Source organism: Agrobacterium sp. YIC 4121 (assembly GCF_002008205.1).
Classification (GTDB): Bacteria; Pseudomonadota; Alphaproteobacteria; order Rhizobiales; family Rhizobiaceae; genus Agrobacterium; species Agrobacterium leguminum.
The window spans coordinates 63,976-88,743 of sequence record NZ_MRDI01000024.1; the positions used below are offsets into that span (position 1 = coordinate 63,976).

The 24,768-nt window shown below is 61.3% G+C and carries 21 protein-coding genes; 7 read left to right on the forward strand and 14 right to left on the reverse strand.

Translation table 11 applies throughout. From position 1 onward, the window contains the following. The first annotated feature begins 1 nt into the window (after window position 1). From BTE54_RS21040 to BTE54_RS21055, 4 genes are read left to right on the forward strand one after another with little or no spacing between them, the layout of a single operon-like run. Window positions 2-826: an ABC transporter permease subunit gene (locus tag BTE54_RS21040; protein ID WP_003521664.1), complete on the forward strand. Its 825-nt coding sequence runs from the start codon at window positions 2-4 to the stop codon at window positions 824-826. Window positions 827-835: 9 nt separating this feature from the next. Next, window positions 836-1,870 (forward strand): ABC transporter ATP-binding protein, encoded by a 1,035-nt coding sequence (locus BTE54_RS21045; protein ID WP_078053879.1) that lies wholly within the window; start codon window positions 836-838, stop codon window positions 1,868-1,870. Window position 1,871: 1 nt separating this feature from the next. After that, complete coding sequence (locus BTE54_RS21050) at window positions 1,872-2,708, forward strand: glycerophosphodiester phosphodiesterase (RefSeq protein WP_078053880.1); 837 nt, start codon at window positions 1,872-1,874, stop codon at window positions 2,706-2,708. Beyond that, entirely contained in the window at window positions 2,705-3,514 is an 810-nt protein-coding gene (locus BTE54_RS21055; RefSeq protein WP_078053881.1) for an inositol monophosphatase, read from the forward strand. Before BTE54_RS21050 ends, BTE54_RS21055 begins: the two co-directional genes overlap by 4 nt. A 39-nt stretch (window positions 3,515-3,553) precedes the next feature. Here the strand turns inward: BTE54_RS21055 and BTE54_RS21060 are convergent, their stop codons facing one another. From BTE54_RS21060 to BTE54_RS21115, 12 genes are all read right to left on the reverse strand, one after another. Beyond that, window positions 3,554-5,365 (reverse strand): ABC transporter ATP-binding protein, encoded by a 1,812-nt coding sequence (locus BTE54_RS21060; protein ID WP_078053882.1) that lies wholly within the window; start codon window positions 5,363-5,365, stop codon window positions 3,554-3,556. Between the two features lie 4 nt (window positions 5,366-5,369). Continuing rightward, entirely contained in the window at window positions 5,370-7,154 is a 1,785-nt protein-coding gene (locus BTE54_RS21065; protein ID WP_078053883.1) for a gamma-glutamyltransferase family protein, read from the reverse strand. Window positions 7,155-7,176: 22 nt separating this feature from the next. Further along, window positions 7,177-8,049: an ABC transporter permease gene (locus BTE54_RS21070; protein WP_003521670.1), complete on the reverse strand. Its 873-nt coding sequence runs from the start codon at window positions 8,047-8,049 to the stop codon at window positions 7,177-7,179. A 12-nt stretch (window positions 8,050-8,061) separates the two neighbouring features. After that, window positions 8,062-9,009 carry an ABC transporter permease gene (locus BTE54_RS21075; protein WP_020810606.1) on the reverse strand — a complete coding sequence of 316 codons (948 nt, stop codon included), beginning with the start codon at window positions 9,007-9,009 and terminating at the stop codon, window positions 8,062-8,064. Window positions 9,010-9,077: 68 nt separating this feature from the next. Then, a complete protein-coding gene (locus BTE54_RS21080) occupies window positions 9,078-10,586 on the reverse strand; it encodes an ABC transporter substrate-binding protein (RefSeq protein ID WP_078053884.1) in 1,509 nt (502 codons plus the stop codon). A gap of 75 nt (window positions 10,587-10,661) precedes the next feature. Continuing rightward, window positions 10,662-11,435 (reverse strand): FadR/GntR family transcriptional regulator, encoded by a 774-nt coding sequence (locus BTE54_RS21085; protein WP_065657709.1) that lies wholly within the window; start codon window positions 11,433-11,435, stop codon window positions 10,662-10,664. 162 nt (window positions 11,436-11,597) lie between these two features. After that, window positions 11,598-12,464 (reverse strand): aldose 1-epimerase, encoded by an 867-nt coding sequence (locus BTE54_RS21090; RefSeq protein ID WP_078053885.1) that lies wholly within the window; start codon window positions 12,462-12,464, stop codon window positions 11,598-11,600. Then, a complete protein-coding gene (locus tag BTE54_RS21095) occupies window positions 12,451-13,638 on the reverse strand; it encodes a galactarate dehydratase (RefSeq protein ID WP_078053886.1) in 1,188 nt (395 codons plus the stop codon). Before BTE54_RS21095 ends, BTE54_RS21090 begins: the two co-directional genes overlap by 14 nt. Before the next feature lie 44 nt (window positions 13,639-13,682). Beyond that, complete coding sequence (locus tag BTE54_RS21100; protein WP_198939203.1) at window positions 13,683-15,407, reverse strand: ABC transporter ATP-binding protein; 1,725 nt, start codon at window positions 15,405-15,407, stop codon at window positions 13,683-13,685. Window positions 15,408-15,415: 8 nt separating this feature from the next. Further along, complete coding sequence (locus BTE54_RS21105) at window positions 15,416-16,540, reverse strand: ABC transporter permease (protein WP_020810601.1); 1,125 nt, start codon at window positions 16,538-16,540, stop codon at window positions 15,416-15,418. A 9-nt stretch (window positions 16,541-16,549) separates the two neighbouring features. Next, a complete protein-coding gene (locus BTE54_RS21110; protein ID WP_003521681.1) occupies window positions 16,550-17,536 on the reverse strand; it encodes an ABC transporter permease in 987 nt (328 codons plus the stop codon). 120 nt (window positions 17,537-17,656) lie between these two features. Further along, the gene (locus BTE54_RS21115) at window positions 17,657-19,606 is read right to left on the reverse strand and encodes an ABC transporter substrate-binding protein (RefSeq protein WP_078053887.1); all 1,950 of its coding nucleotides are present in this window, start codon (window positions 19,604-19,606) and stop codon (window positions 17,657-17,659) included. A gap of 301 nt (window positions 19,607-19,907) precedes the next feature. Between BTE54_RS21115 and BTE54_RS21120 the strand changes: the two genes are divergently transcribed. From BTE54_RS21120 to BTE54_RS21130, 3 genes are read left to right on the forward strand one after another with little or no spacing between them, the layout of a single operon-like run. Further along, window positions 19,908-20,627, forward strand: a complete 720-nt coding sequence (locus BTE54_RS21120) for a FadR/GntR family transcriptional regulator (RefSeq protein WP_065657704.1) — start codon at window positions 19,908-19,910, stop codon at window positions 20,625-20,627. A 58-nt stretch (window positions 20,628-20,685) separates the two neighbouring features. Then, window positions 20,686-21,567: an SMP-30/gluconolactonase/LRE family protein gene (locus BTE54_RS21125; protein WP_078053888.1), complete on the forward strand. Its 882-nt coding sequence runs from the start codon at window positions 20,686-20,688 to the stop codon at window positions 21,565-21,567. A gap of 31 nt (window positions 21,568-21,598) precedes the next feature. Beyond that, the gene (locus tag BTE54_RS21130; RefSeq protein ID WP_078053889.1) at window positions 21,599-22,495 is read left to right on the forward strand and encodes a dihydrodipicolinate synthase family protein; all 897 of its coding nucleotides are present in this window, start codon (window positions 21,599-21,601) and stop codon (window positions 22,493-22,495) included. Window positions 22,496-22,584: 89 nt separating this feature from the next. Here the strand turns inward: BTE54_RS21130 and BTE54_RS21135 are convergent, their stop codons facing one another. Both BTE54_RS21135 and BTE54_RS21140 read right to left on the reverse strand, forming a co-directional pair. Then, window positions 22,585-24,237 (reverse strand): OFA family MFS transporter, encoded by a 1,653-nt coding sequence (locus BTE54_RS21135; RefSeq protein ID WP_003521686.1) that lies wholly within the window; start codon window positions 24,235-24,237, stop codon window positions 22,585-22,587. A gap of 115 nt (window positions 24,238-24,352) precedes the next feature. Then, the gene (locus tag BTE54_RS21140) at window positions 24,353-24,697 is read right to left on the reverse strand and encodes a formate dehydrogenase subunit delta (RefSeq protein ID WP_065657700.1); all 345 of its coding nucleotides are present in this window, start codon (window positions 24,695-24,697) and stop codon (window positions 24,353-24,355) included. Between the last annotated feature and the right edge of the window lie 71 nt (window positions 24,698-24,768).

Genomic DNA, 24,768 nt, shown 5'->3' on the forward strand with positions numbered 1-24,768 from the left:
CATGACGACCCTCACGCCGGCGCGAACGCGCATGGACTGGCCCGGCATATTTTTCGCCACCCTTCTCACCGTCGCCATCGTCGGGCCGCTGCTTGTCGTGGGCACCTGGGCATTCACCGAGGTCTGGCGTTTCCCCAACGTCATTCCCCAGCAGTTCGGTTTCCGCTTCTGGGGCCAGACGCTCGGCCGCGCCGACGTGTGGAACGCGCTGATGCTCAGCCTGCGGCTGACGACTGTGGTAACGCTGCTTTCAGCGGTGATCTGCCTTCCCGCCGCCTATGCCTTTGCGCGCATGAGCTTTCCCGGCCGCAACCTGCTGTTCTTCTCCTTCCTTGCCGGCCACGCCTTTCCGAAATTCGGGCTTCTGGTGGCGATTGCCGCCATTTTCCTGCAGCTCAACCTCATCGGCACCTTCTGGGGCGTCGTTCTCATCCAGCTAGTCGGCACGCTGATGTTCATGATCTGGATTCCCGTGGCGGCATTTCAGGCTGTCGACCGGCGCATGGAAGAGGCGGCCCGTGATGTTGGCGCCAGTCCGCTCAGGGTCTTCTGGTCGATTACGCTGCCGCAGGCGGGACCGACCATTGCCGCCGCCGTGCTGCTGAGCTTTGTCGGCACTTTTTACGAGACGGAAGGTGCATGGCTGATCGGTGCGCCCGGCATCCGAACGATGCCGGTGCTGATGATCAGCTACATCAACAACCAGATGGTCATCCAGTATGGCGCGGTCCTGTCCGTCCTGCTCTGGGTGCCGTCCTTCATTGCCCTCATGTTCGCCCGCCGCGTCATCGGTGGCGGCGCATTCGCCCGCGGTTTCGGCGGTTAGGAATTCATCATGTCCGTACTTCACATCCGCCAGGTCACAAAAACCTATTCCGGCGGGACAAAGGCAGTCGACAGCTTTTCGCTCGATGTCGCCGATGGTGAACTCGTCTGCCTTCTCGGCCCCTCCGGTTCGGGCAAGTCGACGCTGCTGCGCATGGTCGGCGGCTTCGAGCAGCCGACGGGCGGGCAGATCACCATCGATGGCGAAGATGTCACCCACCTGCCGCCGGAACGGCGGCCGACCGGCATGGTGTTTCAGAGCCACGCGCTCTGGAGCCATATGAACGTCTTCAAAAACCTCGCTTTCGGCCTCAAGCTGCGCCGCGTGCCGGCTGCCGTCATCAGAGAGAAAGTGGAGGCAGTGCTCGAACTCGTCGGGCTTGCCGGTTATGGCGAGCGCGCTACCGGCCAGCTTTCCGGCGGCCAGCAGCAGCGGGTGGCGCTCGCCCGCTCGCTGGTTCTCGAACCGAAAATACTCCTGCTCGACGAACCCTTCGCCAGCCTCGACCAGCATCTGCGCGAGCGGTTGCGGGAAGAGGTGCGCGATATTCAGCAACGTCTCGGCATCACCACGCTGTTCGTCACCCACGGCCAGGATGAGGCCCTTTCCATGGCCGACCGCATCGTCGTGATGGCGAACGGCAAGACCGAACAGATCGACCGGCCGAACGTCATCTACCGCGAACCGCAGACCCCGTTCGTCGCCGGCTTCATCGGCACCATGAACCTGATAGAGGGCGCGGTTTCAGACGGAAACTTCATGCGCGCCGACTTCAGCCTGCCGCTTCCGGTCTCCGACGGACCGGCCATTCTCGCCGTTCGCCCGGAAGCCATCGATCTGACGATTTCCGAAACGCCGGAAGCAAATGTGCACCGGGTGACGGATTATGGCACCCATGGCCTTGTCGACCTTGATCTTGCCGATGGTACAAGGATCAAATCCATGGTCGCTCACCCGGATATGTTCCAGACGGGACAGGGCGTACAGATTTCGCCCCGTGCCGTCACGGCCTATCGCGACAACCGCCCAATCTACCGGAGCTGACATGAGCCAGCCGATCCTTATCGACCGCGACGGCCATAGAACATGGCTCAAATGGCATCGCGCCCGCCGCCGCGCTGGCGATCCGGTCTTTACCGGCGAGCGCATCATCGAGGCGATGCGGCTCGGTGCAAGCATCGAGGTCGATCTCGTCATCCATGCCGACCATGGCTGCGCCGTCCTGCATGACCGGACGCTGGAGCGGGAGACCACCGGCACCGGCCGGGTGCGCAACACATCCGCCGCCACCCTGCGTAAGCTCCACCTGCGCGACAATGACGGCCAGCCCATCGATGCGAAGGTAATGCTGCTCGAAGACCTTTGCGCCCTGCTTGCCGAGGGCACCGTTCATCCTGACGCCCTGCTTCAACTCGATTTCAAGGAAGACCGGCAGGCGCTTACCCCGCAGGTGGTCGCCGGCTTCGGGGCGAGCGTTTCGCCAATAGCAAAGTCGGTGATCCTGTCGGGCGGCGATTTCGACGCCATCGCGACGCTTGCCGGCTCAGCCCCCGGCCTTCGCACCGGATATGATCCCTGCCATCGCGGCACGCTAGCCGCCCTGAAGGCAAGCGGAAACTATCCGAGCTTCATCGCAGACGCCCTTGCCACGGCCCCCGATGGCGACATGATCTACCTCGCCTACGAGATCGTGCTTGCCGCCGAGGATGCGGGTGTCGATATCATCGCCCCCATCCATGCCGCCGGCCGCCGGGTCGACGCCTGGACGATCAACAGCGTCACACCGCAATCCATAGAAGAGGTGAAACGCCTCCTGCGGCTTAAGGTGGACCAGATCACCACCGACGATCCGGAAGGGCTCGCCGAGGTTTTCACCCGATGACAGTCAATTACAGCACCATCCTCAACCATATGGTCGCCACCGCCCGCGAAGCCGGCGCATTGACGCTCGACCATTTCAGGCGCTTCCGCGAGATCGAAATCGGCGTCAAGGGACCGGGAGACTTCGTTTCCGATGCGGACAGGGATTCCGAAACGTTGATCCGCGACCGCCTGCTCGGGCAATATCCCTGGGGACTGACCGGCGAGGAATTCGCGCCTGTCGAAGGGGCGGATCAGGATCACCGCTGGCTGGTCGACCCCATCGACGGCACCACCAATTTCATCTTCGGCCAGCACTATACAATTACCATCGCGCTTCGCCGCGGCAATGAAACGATCTGCGGGCTGGTCTACAATCCCGTTTCCGACGAGATGTTCACCGCGATCAAGGGAGACGGCGCCTATCTCAACGGCGAGCGGCTGCGGGTCAATGCCAGCACCGATGTCGCCCTGATGTGCGTCGGCACCGGCCTGCCCACGCCCAATCTCCAGCTTTATCCCGGCGCCTATCAGCGCCTCGACGCCATTCGCGCGCCCATTGGCGCGGTCCGCGTGGTCGGCAGCGCCGCCAATTCCTGCGCTTACGTCGCCTGCGGCCGGCTGACCGGCTATTATGAGGAAACGGGCTTCGTGGACACGGCAGCCGGCATTCTGCTGGTGCAGGAGGCCGGCGGCATCGTGACCGACTGGTGGGGCCGCGGACCCGAGTTCTATGAAAAGACCGGTACGCTCATCGTCGCCAATGCCGCGACCCATGCCTATCTTATGGAGCACCTGCGCGGCGTTCCGCCCAAGAACCCCGCATAGCGGTTTCCTCTTCGGAGCATCCATGCCGCAACAATCGTCTCAGGCCACCTGCACCAGGTGGCCGGGCGAAACCGTCCTGTAGTTTCGCACCGGCGTTTCATATCCCATGGCCCGTATCGGGCTTTTCAGCTCGTCATTGGATATGCCGCGCCTTATCCCGCGCCTTGCCGGGTCCGGCACCGGCACGGCGGCCATCAGCTTTTTCGTATAGGGATGTTGCGGATTGTCGAAAACCGCGGCACGCGGCCCGATTTCGACAATCTCCCCGAGATACATCACCGCCACCCGGTGGCTGACGCGCTCCACCACCGCCATGTCGTGGCTGATGAACAGGAAGGCGAGGTTGAGGCTCTGTTGCAGGTCGAGCAGCAGATTGCAGACCTGCGCCTTGATGGAAACATCGAGCGCCGAGACGCTCTCATCGGCAACGATGACCTTCGGATCGAGCGCAAGCGCACGGGCAATGGCGATGCGCTGGCGCTGGCCGCCCGAAAATTCATGGGGGTAGCGGCTGGCCATATCGGCGGACAGGCCCACCTTTTCGAGAAGATCGGCAGTCTTTTCCTTCGCCTGTCTGGTGCTGCCCAGTTTGTGCTTGATGAAGGGCTCGGAAATCGCCGTGCCCACCGTCATGCGCGGATTGAGCGACGAGAACGGGTCCTGAAAGATCATCTGCACGGATTTGCGCATATTGCGAAGGCCGACCGTATCGAGCCGCATCACGTCGTAACCGTCGAGCGACACGTCGCCGGCCGTCGGCTCCACAAGCCGCATGATCGAGCGGCCGGTGGTGGATTTTCCGCAACCGGATTCACCCACCAGCGACAGCGTTTCCCCCTGAAACAGATCGAAGGAGACATTTTCCACCGCATGGACTGCGCCCGTCTGGCGTGCCAGCAGGCCGGAGCGGATGGCAAAACGCGTCACAAGGTTTCGGACCGACAGAACCGGCGTCTGCCCGCTCGCAACCGTCCCCGCCACCTCCTGCGGCTCGCTCGAAAGGCCGGTTTTCATGTCGAGCACCGGAAACCGTGTCGGCCACTGCCGGTCGCGCATTGAGCCGAGCTTCGGCACCGCCGAAAGCAGCGCCCGCGTATAGGGATGCTTGCCACGCCGGAAGATGTCCTCGGTCGGTCCGGTCTCGACCTCATCGCCGCGATACATCACGATCGTCCGGTCGGCGATTTCGGCCACCACACCCATGTCATGGGTGATGAAGAGAACGGACATGCCCTCCTCTTCCTGCAGCAGCTTGATCAGATCGAGTATCTGGCCCTGAATGGTCACGTCGAGCGCCGTCGTTGGCTCGTCGGCGATCAGCAGTTTCGGCCTTGAGGCGAGCGCCATGGCGATCATCACCCGCTGGCGCATACCGCCGGAAAACTGGTGCGGATATTCGTCGAAACGACCGGAGGCGTTGGGAATGCGAACCTTTTCCAAAAGCCGCACCGTCTCCGCCCGTGCCTCCTGCTTCGAAAGCCCCTTGTGCCGGATGAGGACTTCGGAAATCTGGCGGCCGATGGTGAAGATCGGATTGAGCGAGGTCATCGGCTCCTGAAAGATCATCGAGATATCGTTGCCGCGCACGCCGCGCATTTCTCTTTCGGAAAGCGCAAGAAGGTCGCGCCCGTTGAGCAGCACTTCACCCTCGATCCGGCTGGAGGCCGGGGCAAGCAGGCGCATAAGAGACAGCGACGTCACCGATTTACCGGAGCCGGATTCACCGACAATCGCGACGGTTTCGCCGGGCGCGACATCGAAGGACACATTGCGCACCACGCTCTTCCACGCGCCATCGACGAGGAAGGAGGTGGTGAGGTTGCGGACGGAAAGGACTGGTTTTGTCTCCATGGTCTCACCGTCCCACCGCATAGGCCTGCATCAACCGCGGTGTTGCGGCGGCGCGCAGCAGACCATCCGCATCGCGACGCGCGGCGGTGAGCCGCCCGACCGACCATGCATCGGCAACTGTGACGCGGTGCCCGCGGCGGCGAAGCTCCTGCAAGGTCGCTTCGCCCACGGTGCTCTCCACGGTGATTTCACCCGGCGAACTGGTGCGCGGATAAAACGAGCCCGGAAAATGCGCGGTGTGGAACAGCGGCATGTCGATGGCGGCCTGCAGGTTCTTGCCGTGATGCGCATAACGCAGGAAGAAGGGCAGTTGCCACTGGTCCTGCTGATCGCCGCCCGGCGTGCCGAACACCATCGCGGGACGCCCCTGGTGAAGCGCAAGCGAAGGCGTCAGCGTGGTGCGCGGGCGTTTGCCCGGTGCAAGCGAGGTCGGCAGGCCTTCCTTCAGCCAGAACATCTGGGCGCGGGAATTGAGCGCAAAACCGAGGCCTGGCACGATGGGCGAGGATTGCAGCCAGCCACCTGAAGGCGTGGTGGAGACCATGTTGCCCCAGCGGTCGATGACATCGATATGCACCGTATCGCCACGCTTCTCCGTCAGATGCGACATGGTCGGCTCGTAGACCGTGCCGGTGCCGCTCATCTCGGCCAGCATGGCCATGGTGGCGTCCACCTGCTTTTCATAACCCGGCACGGTGCCGGGGCGCAGCTCCAGCGAGGCCTCGCCGCTTATCAGCGCGCGGCGGCCGGCATTGTAACCTTCCGACAGGAGATATTCCGTCGGGATCTGGCCGAATTCCGGATCGCCGTAATAGACCTCGCGGTCTGCATAAGCGAGCTTCATGGCTTCGACGATGGTGTGGATGAAATCGGGACCGGAGGGGTCCATGGCCGCAATGTCGAAGCCTTTCAGAAGCGCAAGCGATTGCAGCAGAACCGGACCCTGCCCCCAGGCGGGCGTCTTGGCAATCGTCCAGTCGTGATAGTCGAGTGTCTGCGGCGCTTCGACGGTTGCGCTCCAGTCCGCCATATCCTGCGCCGTCAGCACACCCTTGTGCTTAGCACCGCTGGCATCCATGACTTCCGCTGTCCTTACGTAACCGTCGATAACTTCCGCAACGAAACCCCGATAAAAGGCATCGCGTGCCGCCTCGATCTGGTTTTCACGGCCGGAGCGCGCTTCGGCTTCGGTGACGATCCGCTGATAGGTCGCGGCCAGAACCGGATTGCGGAAATTGGCGTGAGGCTCGGGTGCCGCGCCACCCGGCAGCCACGTCTCGTGGGATGTCGGCCATTCCTTCTCGAAGAAATCGGCCAGACCCTTGATGGTGGCGGAGACGCGCGGCAATGTCGGATGCCCGTGCTCGGCATAGTAGATGGCGGGTTCCAGCACGTCGCGCACGCTCATCGTGCCATAGTCGCGCAGCATCAGCATCCAGCCGTCGAAAGCGCCGGGGATGACGGTGGCGAGCAGCCCGTCGCCGGGGATCAGCTTCAGCCCTTCCGACGTGTAATGTTCAATCGTCGCACCGCTCGGGGCCGGGCCCTGTGCGCAGATGACTTCCACCTTGTCCTTCTGCTTCGAATAAAACACGGCGGGCATATCTCCGCCGGGACCGCACAGATGCGGCTCGACAATCTGGAGGACGAAACCGGTGGCGACGGCGGCGTCGAAAGCATTGCCGCCTTTTTCGAGGATCGCCATGCCGACGGCCGATGCGATCCAGTGCGTTGAGGTGACGACGCCGAAGGTGCCAAGGATTTCAGGGCGTGTGGTGAATTCATTCATTCGGATATTTCCTTGTAAAAAATCATGCTTCGCGCGGATCGAGCGCGTCGCGCAGGCCGTCGCCCAGAAGATTGAAGCCGATGACGACGAGGAAGATGGCGATGCCGGGCCACATCGTCATCCACGGCGCCTGGCTGAGGAAATTCTTCGCGGTATTCAGCATCGAACCCCAGGAGGGCGCCGGCGCCTGCTGGCCGAGGCCGAGGAAAGAAAGGCTCGCCTCCGCGATGATGGCGGTCGCCACCGTCAGGGTCGCCTGCACGATGATGGGGGCGAAGACATTCGGCAGGATGTAACGCGTCATGATGTCGATGTGGTTGAGGCCGATGGACCTTGCGCCTTCGACATAATCTTCGGTCTTGACCGCCAGCACCTGCCCGCGCGTCAGCCGCACGAAAATCGGCATGGCGGAAAGGCCTATGGCGATCATCGCATTGGTGAGGCTCGGGCCGAGGAAGGCGGCAAGCGCAATCGCCATGATGAGAAACGGCATGGCCAGCAACGCTTCGGTGATACGGGATATGACCATATCCACCCAGCCGCCGAAATAACCTGAAATCAGGCCGAAGGGCACGCCGATGACCACGGCGATCATCACCGAAACGACGCCCGCCATCAGCGAGGCGCGCGCGCCATAGATCATGCGGGAAAGGATGTCTCGGCCGAGATCGTCGGTGCCGAGCCAATGGGCGGCCGAGGGCGCCTTGCGGATGGCCGACCAGCTGGTCGCCACCGGATCGGCAATCGGCAGGATCGGCGCGGCGATGGCAAGGACGGCGAAAAACAGCACGATAACCATGCCGACAAGCGCCGATTTGTTGCGCTTCATCTTCTTCCAGGCGCGGCTTTCCTGCCGCGTTACCGCTACGGAAAGGTTTTGATCGAGAACGGTCATGATATCGGGGCCTCAGATCGTCGCCCTGAGGCGGGGGTTGAGCAGGACATAGGCAATGTCGGCCAGAAGGTTCATGAGGATGAAACCGACGGCGGTGCAAAGAACGATGCCCTGCACGACGGCGTAATCGCGGGTGAACACCGCATCGACCGTCATCTTGCCGAAGCCGGGAATGGTGAATATCTGCTCCGTCAGAACCGCCCCGGCCAGCAATTCGCCGAAAAGCAGCGCCAGCAATGTGATGACGGGCAGAAGCGCGTTGCGGAAACTATGCGACAGGATGATCTCGCGCGGAGAAAGACCCTTGGCGCGGGCGGTGCGGATATAGTCGGAACTGAGCACCGCCACCATCGCCGAACGTGTATGGCGCATCAGCGTCGCCGCAAGCGCATTGCCCAGCACGAAGGCCGGCATGATCATGGTTTCGATGGAACGGACGGGATCGACAAAGATCGATTCATAACCGGATGCCGGCAACCAGCCGAGTTTGACCGAAACCAGCAGGATCAGCATGATGCCGAGCCAGAAGTTCGGGATGGAGAGGCCGGAAAGCGCCACAATATTGGCCGTGTAGTCGATCCATGTGTTCTTCTTGACGGCGGCCAGAATGCCGATGGGAATGCCGATGACCATGGCAAAGAACATCGCCATGACAGCCAGCTGAATGGTGACCGGCAGCTTCTGGCCGATAAGCTCCAGCACCGGCTGGTTGGTGCGCAGCGAAATACCGAAATCGCCCGTCACCACGCCGCCCAGCCAGTTGACATATTGCAGCGGCACAGGGTCGTTCAGGCGATATTTCTCCCGCAGGAATTCAATCGTCGCCGGATCGCGCTCCTCACCCGCCATGGCAAGGACCGGATCGCCCGGCAGCAGTTTCTGCAGCGAGAAGACGAAGATGGAGATGATCAAAAGCGTCGGGATCGCGACCAGCAGTCGCTTGCCGATATAAACAGGCATGGCATGGCCCTCGTTCGTGCCAATTCGTGAGGGCCGCACGGCAAGGCCGTGCGGCGCATGCGAAGCGTTCAGTCCTTGGAGACGCCGAGAAGGCGGATCATGCCATCCGGCGACGGCGCCCAGCCCTTGACCTTGTTGGAAATGGCATAGGCATAGGGCTGGTGGCCAAGATAGATGATCGGCATGTCATCGTTGAGGATGACGCTTGCGGCATCGTATTTTTCCTTGCGCACCGCATCCTCGGTCGAGGCGCGGGCCTCGTTCAGCAGCTTGTCGACCTCGGGATTGCAATATTTCACATCGTTAATGCCGCCCTTGCAGGTGACGAACTGATGCAGATTGCCATCCGGATCGATACGTCCCGACCAGTCGGAACGGCTGAGCTGGTAGTTGCCGGCGGTCTGTTCGGACAGAAGAGTCGCGAATTCCGTGGCCTTCAGGGTGACGTTGAAGCCGGCTTCCGCGACCATGGACTGGATGACCTGCATCATCTGCGTCTGCGTTGTGTTGTTGGCGTGCTGAAGCTCGATGTCGAGCTTTTCGTAACCCGCCGCCTTCATCAACGCTTTGGCCTTGTCGATATCGCGCGCCGGCACCGGCAGATTCTGGTTGAACCACGGGCTTGTGGGCGGGAAGGCCTGATTGCCTGCCTTGGACGTGCCCTCGAACACGATCTGGCCAATCGCTTCCCGGTCTATCGCATAAGAAAAGGCCTGACGCAGGCGCTTGTCCTTGCCGAGCGGATTATCCGCACGCGAACCATTGTTGATATTGACATACATGGCCATGTAGCCCGGCCCGATGACATCCGCATAGGTCAGATTGGCATCGTTCTTGACGGACTCGGCATCGGAGGCCGAGATGCGCTCGGCGATATCGAGGTCTCCGGAGCGAAGATTGGCAAGCTTCACGGTCGTATCGGGGATCGGCAGATAAACGACCCTGTCGACCAGAATTTTGTCCTTGTCCCAATAATCGGCGAATTTCTCGAGCACGATACGGTCCTGCTGGATGCGCTCGACGAATTTGAACGGTCCGGCGCAGACCGGCTTCGAACCGAAATTCGCGCCCAGTTCCTTGGCCGCCTTCGGCGCGACGATCATGCCGGCGCGGTCGGAAAGCTGCGCCAGCAGCGTGACGTCAGGCGTCTTCAGGGTGAATTTGACGTCCAGAGGCCCGGTGGCCTCGACCTTTTCGACCGAGGAAAGCTCGCTCTTGCGGCGGGATTCCGGCAGGGTCATGTTGCGCTCGATGGTGGCGACCACAGCCGCCGCATCCAGTGTCTCGCCGTCGTGGAATTTCACGCCGTCGCGGATCTTCATCGTCAGCACCTTGCCGCCCTCGGACCAGGCCCATTCGGTGGCAAGCTGGGGAACGATCTTCATGTCCTGCGAGATGTCGACGAGCTTGTCGCACATGGCGGTATAAACGATACGGCCGACGAAAGTGCGCGATTGCGCGGGGTCGAGAACGTCGGCGTCATCGTTAAGGCCGATGCGCAATTCGGACGAGATGGCCGGCGTGGACAGGAATGCACCGGCCAATAAGGCGGCAGTCAATGTCTTGATTTTCTTCATGTTCTATCCTCTGGTCTGGTTATCTTTGTTTTTTGATTGGCCGGCCCGGAAAGGCCGGCAGGTCTGCCCTGCTGCCTATGAGGCCGGCGTGAGCGGATTATCGGCATCGCCCGTGCTGCGGGCGGCAATGTCTTCTCCGGTTTTCTCCTCCAGAAAGCCGAGCGAGGTGGCGCGGATCAGCCTTTCCTGATGCATGAGAAGGTGCTGGCGCATCGCTTCGCCGGCTCTTGCGGGGTCGCGATCGGCGATGGCATCGACGATCGCTATGTGCTGCTCGAAGGAAGCCTTGCCGTTCGTGCCGCTGCGGCGCGCCAGTTCCCGTATCGATTGCCATGCATCGTCCTGGCGAATGCGGTTGACGACATCGAAGATGGACAGGAACAATTTGTTGCCGGCGCTCTGGGCGATCTGGCGGTGAAGCGAACCATCCCACAACTCCTTGGCGTCGGCATCCGTGCTCTGGCCGGTCTTCTGGACGAGGGCGCGCATGCGTTCCACCTCGGCGGGTTTGGCGCGCATGGCCGCAAGCTGCGCCAGCTGCGGCTCGATGCGCAGGCGCACTTCCATAATTTCCATGATATCCGTGCCGGCGACCAGTTCCGTCACTTGGGCGGACCAATCGTCCGGCTTTTCACCCACAAAGGTTCCCGCCCCCTGCCGTCGCCAGATCAGACCTTCGGCTTCCAGAACCTCAAGAGCACGACGGACCGCACGCCGGCCGACATTGAAGGTTTCCGCGAAGGCCCGCTCCGTCGGCAGGCGACGGTCTTTCGCAAGATCCTGCGTTTGAATGTACTCCCGCAACTTCGCCAGCGCGTAGTTGGAGTTATCGTTGGGGTTCACCGTCAAGTCGCACCATTTACTGAACCAATCCTATATTGGTTCATTTGGTGAGAAATTTTTGCCGTCGTCAAGCTTATTTTTGAGCGGCAATAATTGGCGCTCAAAATATGGGCATACGGCTTTTTTTTTGAAGGTGAAGGGTGGGCGTCATAGACGCACCCGCCCCTCCTAAAGATCGATGGAGAGCCTGATGCGCCCCGACAGGCGCTCGCCGGGGGCAACCGTCGCGAGACCCCGCCCTTCCCGTTGTAACTGCGGCAAACCAAGCGCTCCGGCGGCCATGGAAACGGGCTCAAGACAGAGATAGCGCTCCATGCGGTGCACGGCGAGATGGCCGAAAACGGTATCGGCTTCGAGCCGTAGTGAAAACCTGTCGAAGTCTACCTGTGCGCTTGACCAATCGGTGAAATGCAATGTGTATCCCGTTGCGGCGGGAATGGCGGGTTTCGGGCGAGGTGCCGGCGGCTGGCCGGTTGGCACGTTCTGCCCGTCCAGAGGATATTGCAATTTGGCGTCCGTCCGCGCATCGCAACCGAGCCCGGCCGCCAGATAAGGATGCCAGCCCAGGGACATCGGCGCTGGCCCATTCGCGCGATTGGTTATCGACAGTTCCACGGTGAGGCTGTCGTCTTCCAGCAGAAAAGACTGCTCGGCGCGGAAGGAAAAAGGCCACTCCCGGTCAGCCTCGTAGTCCAGTACCAGTGAGACCCGATTCGAAGACAGGTCTGAAATCTCCCACGGCCGGCGGTGAGCCGGACCATGCATGGCGTCAGGCGCAAGCACCGGATGCGGCAGCAGATCGTGGCGGATACCCGCATGGACAAAGGACCCGTCATAGAGCCGGTTGTGATAGGGAAACAGCGGGTATGCGCCGGCCCTCGGCCAGTTGAACGGCTCGAACTCCTGCTCCGTTGTGGGCGCTAGAATATCGCCGTAGTCCGCGTGCCGCAGATGGGTCATCCTGCCACCCCAGGCGGGGCGCAAGAGGGCCAAAAGCGGCCCGCAGGCAATCGCAACGGTTTCAGGCGAAGGCATAGGAGCCGTCAGGCCGTTTCGGCACCCGTCTTTGCCAGTGAACATAGCCATCCTCCTGCATGGCTTTTTCATCCATCTCCACGCCCCAGCCGGGGCGGTCCGGCCTCAGTTCCAGATATCCGTCCTTCGGCAGGTAGGGGTCGACGACATAGCGGGTTTCATCCTCGCGTTTTTCAAGATCGGTGCCGCCATAGACGTAGCATTGCCCTTTCGGCAGCCGGTATTCGAGAATGCGGAAATTCTGCTGGGCGGCGGAGAAGTGCACGTTGACGGCGGTGGCGAGCGGTCCCATCGGGTTATGCGGCGCGATGCTCACGAAATGCGCTTCCGCCAGCGTGGCGATGCGGCGCATCTCCGAAATGCCGCCGACAACGCAGATGTCGGGCTGGATGATATCCGCGCCCTTTACCTGAAGAAGTCGCAGGAACTCATTGCGATTATAGAGACTTTCACCGGTTGCCAGCGTGCAGTTCAGCCCCTGTTTCAGGTCTCCCCACATCTCGATATTTTCGGGACGCATAGGCTCTTCGAAGAACAGCGGATCGTAAGGGGCAAGCGCATTGCCAAGCTGGCGGGCGGCCGCAGGCTCGAAAATCTTGGCATGGGCGTCGAAGGCGATGTCGTAGTCGGGCCGCACGGTTTCGCGAAGGGAGCGGAAATATTCGGCGGAACTGCGCACCACCTCCCCCCAGCGATGGGCGTGAATATCGACGCGCCATGGGCTGAGCTTAAAGGCTGTAAAGCCCCAGTCCTCGTTGAGACGGTCGAATTCTTCCTTGGCCGCCGGTGCGTCCGGGGCCGTATAGACACCGGCATAGACCTTGATACGGTCGCGTACTTCGCCGCCCAGCAGCTTGTAGACCGGCACGCCCGCCGCCTTTGCCGCGAGGTCCCAGAGGCAATGATCGAGCGCCGAGATTGCCGACAGACCGAGCGCTCCGGGCGGAAAGCGGTTCTGCTGGAGCAGGAGATTATAGAGATACTCCACCCGCGTCGGGTCCTGCCCGGCAAGGAAGCTGTAGAGGTAATCCAGCACCGGCGGCAAAGCGAGATCGGGGCCGTGATTGTAACATTCACCCCAGCCGGTCAAACCGTCATCGGTATCGAGAGCGACGATGACGCGGGGACGGTCCTTGTCGCGGGTGACGAATACCCGCATGCGATCGATTTTCATGCTTCAGTCTTCCTCATGAATTGCAGCGTGCGGCAGGCCCGGCACTATCGGGCGACGGCCCCGTTCTTGACTTCGGATGGTTCGACGTAGCGGAATCTGCGGGTACGATCCCGGTCGCGCGGGTCAGGGCGCGGAATGGCGGAAAGAAGCGCCTGTGTGTAAGGGTGATCCGGCGCGTTGCAAACCTTTTCGGCCTCTCCCACTTCCACCAGCTTGCCGCGATACATCACCCCGACGCGGTCGCACATATAGCGGATGACGCCGATGTCGTGGCTGATGAAGATATAGGCGAGCCCCAGTTCATCCTGCAGCCGCATCAGAAGATCCAGCACCTGGAACCGCACCGAAACATCGAGCGCCGAGGTCGCCTCATCCGCCACGATGATGCGCGGCTTCAGGGTGATGGCGCGGGCGATGCCGATGCGCTGGCGCTGGCCGCCGGAAAAGGCGTGCGGGTAACGTTCACGCCCGGCAGGGTCGAGACCCACCTGCTCCATCAGCGCGCAGACGCGTTCATCCAGTTCCCTGCCCTTCGCAATACCGTTTACGAGCAATGGCTCGCCGATCACCTGCGCCACCGTCATGCGCGGATTGAGCGAACCGAACGGGTCCTGAAACACCATGCGTAATTCGCGCCGCGCGGCTTTCAGCTCCGCACCCTCGATTTTCGCCAAATCGACCACCGTGCCATCCGCACGGCGATAGAGCATCGCGCCGCCGGTCGGGTCGTAGAGGCGCATGATCGAGCGGCCCATGGTGGTCTTACCGGAGCCGCTTTCGCCGACGATGCCGAGCGTTTCGCCGGGAAGCAGCCGGATCGATACGCCGTCCAGCGCCTTCATCTCGCCGAAATGCATGGAGAGGTCGTTGACCTCGAGGATGGGCGCGGCCGCAAGATCGAGCGGCGGGCGGGCGAGCCGGATTTCCGCCTTCTGCTCCAGCTTTAGAACGGAGCCGATCAGCATGCGGGTATAGGGATCTTTCGGATTGTGGAATATCTCGTCGACCGTGCCATATTCCTTGGCAACGCCGTGATGCATGACCAGCACGTCATCGGCAATCTGCGCCACCACGCCCATGTCATGGGTGATGAAGAGCACCGCCATGCCGTGCGCCTTTTGCAACCGCGATATCAGGTCGAGGATTTCGGCCTGTGTGGTGACATCGAGCGCCGTCGTCGGTTCGTCGGCGATCAGAAGCTGCGGCTTGCAGGCCAGCGCCATTGCGATCATCGCGCGCTGGCGCATGCCGCCGGAATATTGGAAGGCGTAACGATCCAGCGCCTTTTCAGGGTTAGGGATTTCCACCTGCCGCAACAGTTCGATGGCCTCGGCCCGCGCCTGCGCCTTGCTCATTTTCAGATGCAGGCGCAGGACTTCGGTGATCTGGTCACCGACCGTGTGCACGGGTGAAAGCGACGACATCGGCTCCTGAAAGATCATCGCGATATCAGCGCCGCGCACCGAGCGGATGGCGCGGCTGCGCGGATCGAGCTTTGCCAGATCGAGAGACGTGCCGTCGGCGCGGTTGAGGATGATCGAGCCGGACGCGATGCGGCCGGGGCTGTCGATGATTTGCAGGATCGAACGGGCGGTGACGGATTTCCCGGAACCGCTTTCGCCGACGACGCAGAGCGTCTTGCCGGGATCGATGGAGAAAGACAGGTCGTTGACGGCCCGGAAAACGCCGTTTCTGACCGGAAACTCAGTGACCAGATTGCGGACTTCGAGCAGGGGTTTGGCTGGCTTGATAGAGAGAATATCGCTCATCCGGGGCCTCACTTGTTATAGGGGTCGGCTGCATCGCGCAGGCCGTCACCGAGCAGATTGAGCGCCATGACGGCAATGACGACCGCCACACCGGGCAGGAACAGCCAGGGTGCAGTCGCAATCGAGCGGATATTCTGCGCCTCGCGAAGCAGCACGCCCCAGGAAATGGTGGGCGGCTGGAGACCGAGGCCGAGGAAGGACAGCGAGGTTTCCGCAAGGATCATCGCCGGAACCGCAAGGGTGACAGAAGCGATGATATGGCTCGAAAAACTGGGCAGCATGTGGCGGAAGATGATGCGCCCTTCCGGCACGCCATCCAGCCTGGCCGCAGCCACGAATTCTTCGGTCCTGAGCGACAGGAACCGGCCGCGCACGACTCGGGCAAGCTGCGCCCAGCCGGTCAGGGACAGGATGATGGTAATCATCATATATTGCAGCGTGGCAGGCCAGCCCTGCGGCAGGGCGGCGGCCAGCGCCAGCCAGATGGGAATGGTGGGGAGCGACAGCACGAAGTCGATCACGCGCTGCATGACGAAATCGATGCGGCCGCCGTAATATCCCGAAATGCCTCCCAGAACGACGCCGAGCAGCAACGAGAAGAACACGCCGACAAGACCGATGGACAGGGAGACCTGCGCCCCCTGCACCACGCGGCTGAAAACATCTCGGCCGAGACGATCCGCGCCGAAGAGGAAGAGCGGGCGCGTTTTATCGGTGGAGGCCAGCAGGTGGATATCCGTGGTGAACAGGCCGAAGACGGAATATTCGTAACCGCGACCGAAAAGCTGGACCGGAATTTTCTTCGCCGTATCTTCAACGAAGACCGCCGCCAGCGTTTCAGGATTGCGGGTCAGCTTCAGCGGATAATAATGCAGCCCGAGCGAAAAACCCTCGGTCGTATCGATGAAATGAACGCGCTGCGGCGGATGGAAGGTGGCGCGGGCATTTTGCAGCACCGGATCGTTGATGGCGAAGAAGCCGGGCACCAGCGCGACGATATACATGGCGATGGTGATGAACAGGGCGGCCATGGCCAGCTTGTGGCGCTTGAAGGCCCACCAGATGAGCTGCCACTGCGAGGCGACGGCGGCGCGGTCCTGCCGGGCATTGGTGGTCATGGTGATATCGCTCATGGCGCCCTCCTATTCGAGACGGATGCGCGGATCGACCAGCGCAAGCAGGATGTCGCTGATAAGCGAGCCGATCAGCGTCAGCGCGCAGATCAGCAGCACGAAAGCGCCAGCGAGATACATGTCCTGCGCCATCAGCGACTGCAGAAGCAGAGGCGCGGCCGTCGGCAGATTGAGCACGATGGCGACGACCACGGAGCCCGAAATGAGGTTGGGCAATAGCCATGCAATGGTGGAGATGAACGGATTGAGCGCAATTCTGAGCGGATATTTCGTCAGCAGCTTGAACTCCGACAGTCCCTTCGCCCGCGCGGTGGTGACATAGGGCTTGGGCAACTCGTCCAGCATATTGGCGCGCATGACACGGATGAGGCTTGCGGTGGAAGACACGGCAAGAATGGCGACCGGCAGCCAGATATGGGCCATGAGGTCCATCATCTTGGCGATGCTCCATGAGGCGGTCTCGTATTCGGCTGAAAACAGCCCGCCGACATCGGCCCCGAACTCCACCGCCGCGACATACATCAGCACCAGCGCCAGCAGGAACGAGGGTATGGAAAGGCCGAAGAAAGAAAAGGCGGTGAAGAGATAATCGCCAATCGAATATTTGCGCACGGCGGAGAAGACGCCGATAGGAAGCGCGATGGCCCAGGTTGCAAGAAGGCTGGCGATGGCCAGAACCAGCGTCAGCGCCATGCGCTCCCAGATGAGGCCTGAAACTGGCTGCTGCCATTCGAAAGAAATGCCGAAATCACCGCGGCTGACGATGCCCCATATCCATTTCAGATATTGCACGATCATCGGGTCATCGAGGCCGAAACGTTCGCGCAGCTGCGCCGCCGTATTGTGGTCGATGACCTCGTTCGAGGCGGCCAATGTGGCGATATAGGTCGTCACATAGTCGCCGGGCGGCAGCTGGATCAGGACAAAGGCAAGGAAACTGACGGCAAACAGGGACGGTATCATCCACAGCAGGCGTTTTACGATAAAAAGCAGCATGTCGTTCTCGCAATCACATTGTGCCGCACGCGCCGCCCTCCACCAAGGAGACGGCTGTGGGTGGTCGAAACAACCTGAGAGGCGTCGCCGCGTTGCGGCAGCGACGCCCATGTGGCGATATCAGCTTGTGAAGGTGAACTGTTGCGGCAGCGCCGGGCCGGGATTGGGCCAGGTCCAGCTGTCGGGTTCCGTTTCCGGCACATTGCGCAGATTGTTGCGGATGATGCCGAAACCGCCCACCGCAAGGCAGAGGCCGATTGTCTCGAACTCTTCCGCCGCAATGTCGAAAATCTGCTTCATCTTCTCGCCGCGCTTGGCAAGGTCGGCCGTCGAGCGCGCCTCATCGAACAGCTTGAAGCGCTGCTTCTGGCTTTCCGGCGGCTCTTCGCCCTTCTGGCCATTCGAGGTGTACCAGAGCGCCCACGGAATGGCGTAACGCGACCCCTGCGGATGGAAGGCAAAGAAATCACGCGGATCGAGCATCGGATCGAGACCGCCGGGGCCGGGCCAGACGGCGGCATCATGGGCATTGTCATCGCCGCGCGTGTAATAGAGCGCGCGTTCGATGGTGTTGACCTTGATGTCGACGCCGATCTGCGCCCATTGCGCCTTCACCAGTTCCAGCGCATCGACCAGATCGGGATAGAGCGTCGGGATAACGTCAATCGAGAAGAAGACGGGCTGACCGTCAGGCCGCAACCGCATGCCGTTGCCGTTCTTCTTGTCGTAACCGGCCTTGTCGAGAAGCTCGTTCGCCTTGTCCGCATCATATTCGGTGAATTGCCGCGCCAGCTTTTCATTGTACCAGGGGTGTGTCGGGCGCGGCCCGGCCTGATAGCCCTCGCTTTGACCGAAATAGACGATGTCAATGATTTCCTGCCGGTTGAGCGCGATGGACAACGCCTGGCGGAACGACTTGTCGGCGAACATCTTGCGCATCGCCGGGTCTTTATGGGTGATGTTCAGGTAAATCTGGCACTGCTGTGCGGCAGACGGCACCAGCGTCAGCAGGCGGTAGTCACCCTTTTTCATGTTCTGAGACAGGGTCGGCTTGTTGGCGAGAACGCTGATATGGCGCTCCTGAATGTCGATCTTGCCGGAAATGACGTTTAGCATCAGCGATTCCACATCCTGCGAAATGCCGAAATTGATTTCATCGATATAGGGCAACTGGTTGCCTTCGGTATCGACCTGCCAGAAGTAAGGGTTGCGGGTCATCACCACCCGGGTCGCACCGCCCGAATAGGGTTCCTTAACCACCCAGGGATCAAGCGTCGGCTTGTCGACATTCGACCAGCGGGACGGAATTTCGATATCGCCGCATTTGGCGCGGAACAGTTCGGTCCAGCTCGAGACACCCGCCGCCTTCACATCGGCATCGAGCGACGTGTTGTATTTCGGCAGGAACTTGCTGCAATAGTGTTTGGGAAACAGCGTCGGATGCTGGCCGAGCGGCGTGGCGAGGTTTTCGAGATAAAGCGCATTCGGCGCGGCGAATTTGAACTTTACCGTAAAATCGTCGACTTTTTCGACATCGACCGCCTTGCCGGCCACGGAAAGCTGCGCCGGTGTGGCGCTGTAAAGCTCCTTGTTCTTGATGCAGTCCTCGATGGCGAACACCACGTCATCGGCGGTGAAGGGGTGGCCGTCAGACCATTTTGCGCCTTCCAGCAAATGGAAGGTGAATTGCGAGGCATCGTCGTTGACTTCCCATTTCACCGCAAGGTTCGGCAGAACCTCGGTGAAATCCATGTTCCAGCGGACAAGGCCCTGATTGCCGACCATGCGCAGGATGCCGTTATGGTCCGATGAACCGCGCAGGCCACGGCGCAATGTGCCGCCATAGGTGCCGATTTTCTCGTGCGGCGTCACCACCATCGGATTTTTCGGCAGACGTTCGGCCAAAGGCGGCAATTTGCCGTCCTTTACCAGCGCCTCCAGTTCCGGCGCCTGCTTGCCGGCGGCAGCCCGCGCCGAGGTCCCGATGACGGAAAGGGCGGCCACGCCGCCAACACCCGCCATAAAGGTTCGGCGCGTTACGCCCAGTGAAAATGCTTCGCCATCGCGCATCGACAATCCTCCCAAAAAATCACCGGCAGCGAAACGGCTTTCACCGAACCGCGACGGCCCTCCCGGCCAGCCAGCACGCCGATCCTCCATCGGCAGGGGCAGACCATATGAGCGTTTTCAGATGATTACAAGTATTGACAGATTTTTACATCTTTTTTATTTGTAGGCCGGTTTTCAGGATCAGGCTTAAAGAAAAAATCGGCAGGACAGCCCTCTCGCTCACAAAAACCCCGGTATTTCTGTTGCGGTTGAAATGCAGGAAACCCATTAACTTCAGCGATTTGCAACGGAAGGGCTGCTGATGGACAATCACACTGCATCTGCCGCCGCTCGAGGCGAAACTCGGCTGAGCGACATCATCTACGAAAAAATCGTGGGCATGATTTCGGACGGGCGGTTTCCCGTGAACGAGCGGTTGCCATCGGAGCAGAATCTGGCGTCGCTGTTTGGTGCGTCGCGGCCGGTTGTGCGGGAAGCGCTGGAGCGGCTTCGGAACGACGAGCTTATCGTTTCGCAAAAGGGATCTGGCTCCTATGTACGCCAGCAGCCGGATTCTTCCGTGTTGCAACAGGTGCCGGTCGGCTCGCTGGCCGACGTGCAGCGTTTTTTTGAGTTCAGGGCCGGATTGGAGGCTTCCGCGGCTGAGCTTGCGGCGCGCAACTGGCAGGCCGCGGACAGGTTGCGTATAGAGCAGGCGATTGCCGCGCTGGAACAGTGTCTCGAGCGCAACGATCTCGGCGCTGAGGAAGACTTCGCCCTGCACGAAGCCATCGCGAAGGCGAGCCATAACCAGTTCCACATCACGGTGCGGATCTGGTTCAAGCCCCATTTCGCCATCGGCCAGTCGGTGACACGCAGCCTCAGCCTCAAGCGGACGCCGCAGCATGTGCGCGAGGTGCAGAACGAGCACACGGCCATCGTGGAAGCGATTTTTGCGCGGCGTGAGCAGGCCGCGCATGACGCGATGAAAGACCACATATTGAAGGCGCGCGCCCGCATGTTTCAGGGCGTCGGCAGCTAGGCCGCACCCTGCAATGTCGAAAACAGAATCATAAAGGGCGGATGAGGGAGAGGAACCAGTGAGCCAGCCACACGTCATAGAACCGAAGCTCCGTTCCCTGATCGATACCCCGCTGAAGGTCGGCGAGTCGCCTGCCTGGGACGAGCGAACCGGCGATCTGTGGTTCGTCGATATTCTCGCGCCTGCCATTTTTCGCCTGCATCCCGGTGGAAAACTCGACAGATACGACATGCCCGCCCAGGTGGGCTGTCTCGGCCTTTGCGACAATGGCTTGATCGTGGCGGGCCTCAAGACCGGTGTGCATCTTCTCGATCCCGCGAGCGGCAAGCTCGATCTTCTCTGCGACCCGGACGACGGGCGGCCCGACAGCCGCCTCAACGACGGAAAGGTCGGTCCGGACGGCCATTTCTGGGTGGGGACCCGCGACGAGGCCGCGATACCGACAGGCAATGCCCGCCTCTATCGCGTCGCCCCGGATGGCGGCATCGAATGCATCATCGATGGCGACATGTTCACATCGAACGGGCTTGCCTGGAGCCCGGACGGCAGGCGCATGTACCATTCCGACAGCAGCGGCCTCATGTATCAGGCGTTCGATTTCGATGTCGCGACCGGCAGGCTCGGCCCGGCCGAACGCCTGCACGATTTCGCGCCGGATGAAGGCAGGCCGGACGGTGCGGCGACCGATTGCGAAGGCTGTTACTGGAGCGCCGGCGTTCAGGCGGGACGTCTCAACCGTTTTTCACCGGACGGCGAATTGTTCGAGATTTACAGGCTGCCATTCAAGGGGCCGACCATGCCGTGTTTCGGCGGTCCCGACCTCAAGACGATATACCTCACAAGTCTCGTAACCGAGACGGACGGAATAACCACCGCAGGCACGGTTGTCGCATTCGATGCCCCGGTCGCCGGCACACCCGTTCACAAATTCTCCATCTGAAGATGACTTTTGATCTTAAGGAACCCAGTTGATGACGACATTCGATTTTCGCCAGGCCCTGCAGGGCATCTCCGGTGTTCCGGTAACGGCTTACGATGCAGGCGGCGAAGTGGAGACCGGTGTTACCGCCGAGGTTTACGCCCGCGTCGCGAAGGCAGGCATCCACAATATCGTTGCGGCGGGCAATACCGGCGAATTCTACGCCTTGACGCCCGCGGAAATTCTGAAGGTTTATGAGGCTGCGATAAAAGGCGTCAGCGGCAAAGCCCCGGTTACGGCGGCGATTGGCCGCTCGCAGCGCGAGGCGCTCTCCATGGCGCGTCAGGCAAAAGAAATGGGCGCATCCGCCGTCATGTCGCATCAGCCGGTCGACCCTTTTGCAGCCCCGCAATCGCAGATCGACTATTTTATCGGCCTTGCGGAGGGCAGCGAATTGCCGCTGGTCGCCTATGTCCGGGCGGACGGCTTTTCGGTCGATGACATGGTAAGGCTCGCCGGCCACCCGAATGTCGCCGGCATCAAGTTTGCGACGACCGACATCATGCTTCTGTCGCGTGCGATTGCCGCTTCCAATCCGAACGGAGCCTTATATGTCTGCGGACTGGCTGAAAGCTGGGCGCCTGCCTTCGCGGCGGTTGGTGCGCGCGGCTTTACATCCGGTCTCGTCAATGTCGCGCCGCAATTTTCCCTACAGGTTCATGACGCCCTGACGGCCGGCGATTTCCCGGCCGCACGGAAGATTATCGAAAAGATCGAATTGTTCGAACGGCTGCGGACACGATATCGCAACGGTGCAAACGTGACCGTGGTGAAGGAAGCCATGGAAATTCTGGGGATGACGGTCGGCCCCGTTCGCGCCCCGGGACTTGCCCGTCTGGACAAAGAAGACCGCGCAACACTCGAAGGACTGCTTGCCAGCTGGCGTTGATGGACGCCTTACCGGCAAGCTGCACGTTTTCGCTTTTATCAGATCATATGCCGGCCATGCGCCGGCATATGCTTTCCGGGCCTGATGGCTCAGCCGAACAGCGCAAGGCTGCTTTTCACGGTAACCCATACGCCCCACAGAAGCGGAATACCGACAGCAACCCAGGCAAGTGCCGCCTTGGTGTCCAGCCCGCCACGTCCGATGCCGAAGGAGCCTGTCGGGCCGGCATTTGCGGCCGCCGTCTTTGCCTGGAGCGTCGCGACCTCCGCATCCGACATGAACCACTTGTCCGACAGCGGCCGCACGAAGGCATTGGCCACGAGGCCGATCGCCAGCATGCCCGCCAGAATATACATGGTGCTGGTGTAGAGCGCGGGTCCTGGCGCCACGCCCGCCGCGATCTGCGCTTCGCGGATGTAGTTGACGACGACCGGGCCGGCGATGCCCGCAGTCGCCCACGCCGTCAGCAGGCGGCCGTGGATTGCGCCGACGAACTGCGTGCCGAAAATATCGGCGAGATAAGCGGGAATGGTCGCAAAACCACCGCCATACATCGACAGGATTATACCGAAGGCAAGAACGAAGAGCGCCTTGTTGCCCATCGTCGCAAGCGTCGGCGCCAGCGCATAAAGAATGATGCCGAGAATGAAGAAGCAGAAATAAGTGTTCTTGCGGCCGATCTTGTCAGACATCGACGCCCAGAAGAAGCGGCCGCCGATATTGAACAGGGAAAGCAGCCCGGTGAAACCGGCAGCAATCGCCGCGATCTGCGCCTTCTGCCCGGCATCGAGATCGGCAAAGCCCACGCCGGGTAAGCCGATCAGCGATCCTGCGAAGATTTCCTGCAGCATGGGCGAGGCCATGCCGATGACGCCGATACCTGCCGAAACGTTGAGGCACAGCACCGCCCAGATAAGCCAGAACTGCGGCGTCTTGTGCGCATCGCGCAGATGCACGTGGCGATGGGTTATCATGGCGCTTTTGGCAGAAGGCGCGGTCCAGCCTTCCGGACGCCAGCCCGACGGCGGAATGCGGTAACCGAAGGCGCCCGCCATCATGAAGACGAAATAGATCAGGGCCATGACCACGAAAGTCTGCCAGACGCCGACCGAAACATCCGTCTTGAAGTTGTTCATCAGCAGATTGGCAAGCGGCGCGCCGATCATCGCACCACCGCCAAATCCCATGATGGCCATGCCCGTCGCCATGCCGCGACGGTCCGGGAACCATTTGATCAGTGTCGATACGGGCGAAATATAGCCAAGGCCGAGACCGATACCACCGATGACGCCAGCGCCCAGCCACATCAACCACAGTTGATGCGTGATGACGCCGATTGCCGCCACCAGAATGCCGCCGCACCAGCAGCAGGCGGAAACGAAGCCGGCCTTGCGTGGCCCCACTCTTTCCAGCCAGCCGCCCCAGATCGCCGCCGAGCAGCCGAGAAGAACGAAGAAAAGCGTATAAATCCAACCAAGGTCGGCGACGCGCCAGTTGCACTCAGTGGTGAACAGCGCACCCAGAAGGGTAAGGCTGGAGCAACTGGGGTCCGTGGCCGGCAGCGCCTTCGACAGCGGTAGCCAGAACACGCTGAAGCCATAGGCCATGCCGATGCATAGATGAATGGCAAGGGCCGCCGGCGGCACCAGCCAGCGATTGAAACCCGGTCTTGCGATTATTCGTTCGCGGTCCAAAAACCCGGCTTGCGCCGCCTCTCCCGCTGTCGCACCTGCTACTGCCATTGACATTACCTCCCTCGTGGATGTCTGGACATGTCACGTTCGCCCCGCCGGGCGAACACCGATATCGCCGAACGTCCCCCGTCCGGCCGAAAATGTGATTTTGCGGTCGCGCCGCTCAAGCCTCTGTGCTTTCCGGGACGCTCGGTTCCGAAAGGGACTCGCCCGCAATCGGTCCTTTGCCGCCCGGCGCGCCCTTCGCATCGTCGCCGAGGCCCACGGCATCGGCCGCCGGATCGTCGGGCCGCTTGATCTTCTTCGACGCGGCAAGCACAAGCGGCAGAAAATCACCGGCCCCGGCATCCACCATCTCGAAGAACCGGCGTCGCATGCGCGGTTCCCAGAACTTATTGATGTGGGTGGCGACACCTTCGATGCGAATATCTTCCGGCTGCGACAGAAAGAATGTCGCGATCTGGTTCGCCATTCTCACCAGCTTTTCATCGGTGTGATTGAGCAACATGACCTCTTCCCCCGCGCCGGCTGCTGGCCGACGCCTCTGTGTGTGACAAGGCCGGGCGCATCCGGCCCTCC

Excerpts from the sequence above, each read along its gene's own strand:
- BTE54_RS21065 (WP_078053883.1), bottom strand. The coding sequence starts at position 7,154 with ATGAATGAATTCACCACACGCCCTGAAATCCTTGGCACCTTCGGCGTC.
- BTE54_RS21135 (WP_003521686.1), bottom strand. The coding sequence starts at position 24,237 with ATGGCAGTAGCAGGTGCGACAGCGGGAGAGGCGGCGCAAGCCGGGTTT.
- BTE54_RS21060 (WP_078053882.1), bottom strand. The coding sequence starts at position 5,365 with ATGGAGACAAAACCAGTCCTTTCCGTCCGCAACCTCACCACCTCCTTC.
- BTE54_RS21105 (WP_020810601.1), bottom strand. The coding sequence starts at position 16,540 with ATGAGCGATATCACCATGACCACCAATGCCCGGCAGGACCGCGCCGCC.
- BTE54_RS21140 (WP_065657700.1), bottom strand. The coding sequence starts at position 24,697 with ATGTTGCTCAATCACACCGATGAAAAGCTGGTGAGAATGGCGAACCAG.
- BTE54_RS21075 (WP_020810606.1), bottom strand. The coding sequence starts at position 9,009 with ATGCCTGTTTATATCGGCAAGCGACTGCTGGTCGCGATCCCGACGCTT.
- BTE54_RS21115 (WP_078053887.1), bottom strand. The coding sequence starts at position 19,606 with ATGCGCGATGGCGAAGCATTTTCACTGGGCGTAACGCGCCGAACCTTT.
- BTE54_RS21080 (WP_078053884.1), bottom strand. The coding sequence starts at position 10,586 with ATGAAGAAAATCAAGACATTGACTGCCGCCTTATTGGCCGGTGCATTC.
- BTE54_RS21040 (WP_003521664.1), top strand. The coding sequence starts at position 2 with ATGACGACCCTCACGCCGGCGCGAACGCGCATGGACTGGCCCGGCATA.
- BTE54_RS21090 (WP_078053885.1), bottom strand. The coding sequence starts at position 12,464 with ATGCCTTCGCCTGAAACCGTTGCGATTGCCTGCGGGCCGCTTTTGGCC.
- BTE54_RS21120 (WP_065657704.1), top strand. The coding sequence starts at position 19,908 with ATGGACAATCACACTGCATCTGCCGCCGCTCGAGGCGAAACTCGGCTG.
- BTE54_RS21095 (WP_078053886.1), bottom strand. The coding sequence starts at position 13,638 with ATGAAAATCGATCGCATGCGGGTATTCGTCACCCGCGACAAGGACCGT.
- BTE54_RS21055 (WP_078053881.1), top strand. The coding sequence starts at position 2,705 with ATGACAGTCAATTACAGCACCATCCTCAACCATATGGTCGCCACCGCC.
- BTE54_RS21050 (WP_078053880.1), top strand. The coding sequence starts at position 1,872 with ATGAGCCAGCCGATCCTTATCGACCGCGACGGCCATAGAACATGGCTC.
- BTE54_RS21130 (WP_078053889.1), top strand. The coding sequence starts at position 21,599 with ATGACGACATTCGATTTTCGCCAGGCCCTGCAGGGCATCTCCGGTGTT.
- BTE54_RS21100 (WP_198939203.1), bottom strand. The coding sequence starts at position 15,407 with ATGAGCGATATTCTCTCTATCAAGCCAGCCAAACCCCTGCTCGAAGTC.
- BTE54_RS21070 (WP_003521670.1), bottom strand. The coding sequence starts at position 8,049 with ATGACCGTTCTCGATCAAAACCTTTCCGTAGCGGTAACGCGGCAGGAA.
- BTE54_RS21110 (WP_003521681.1), bottom strand. The coding sequence starts at position 17,536 with ATGCTGCTTTTTATCGTAAAACGCCTGCTGTGGATGATACCGTCCCTG.
- BTE54_RS21045 (WP_078053879.1), top strand. The coding sequence starts at position 836 with ATGTCCGTACTTCACATCCGCCAGGTCACAAAAACCTATTCCGGCGGG.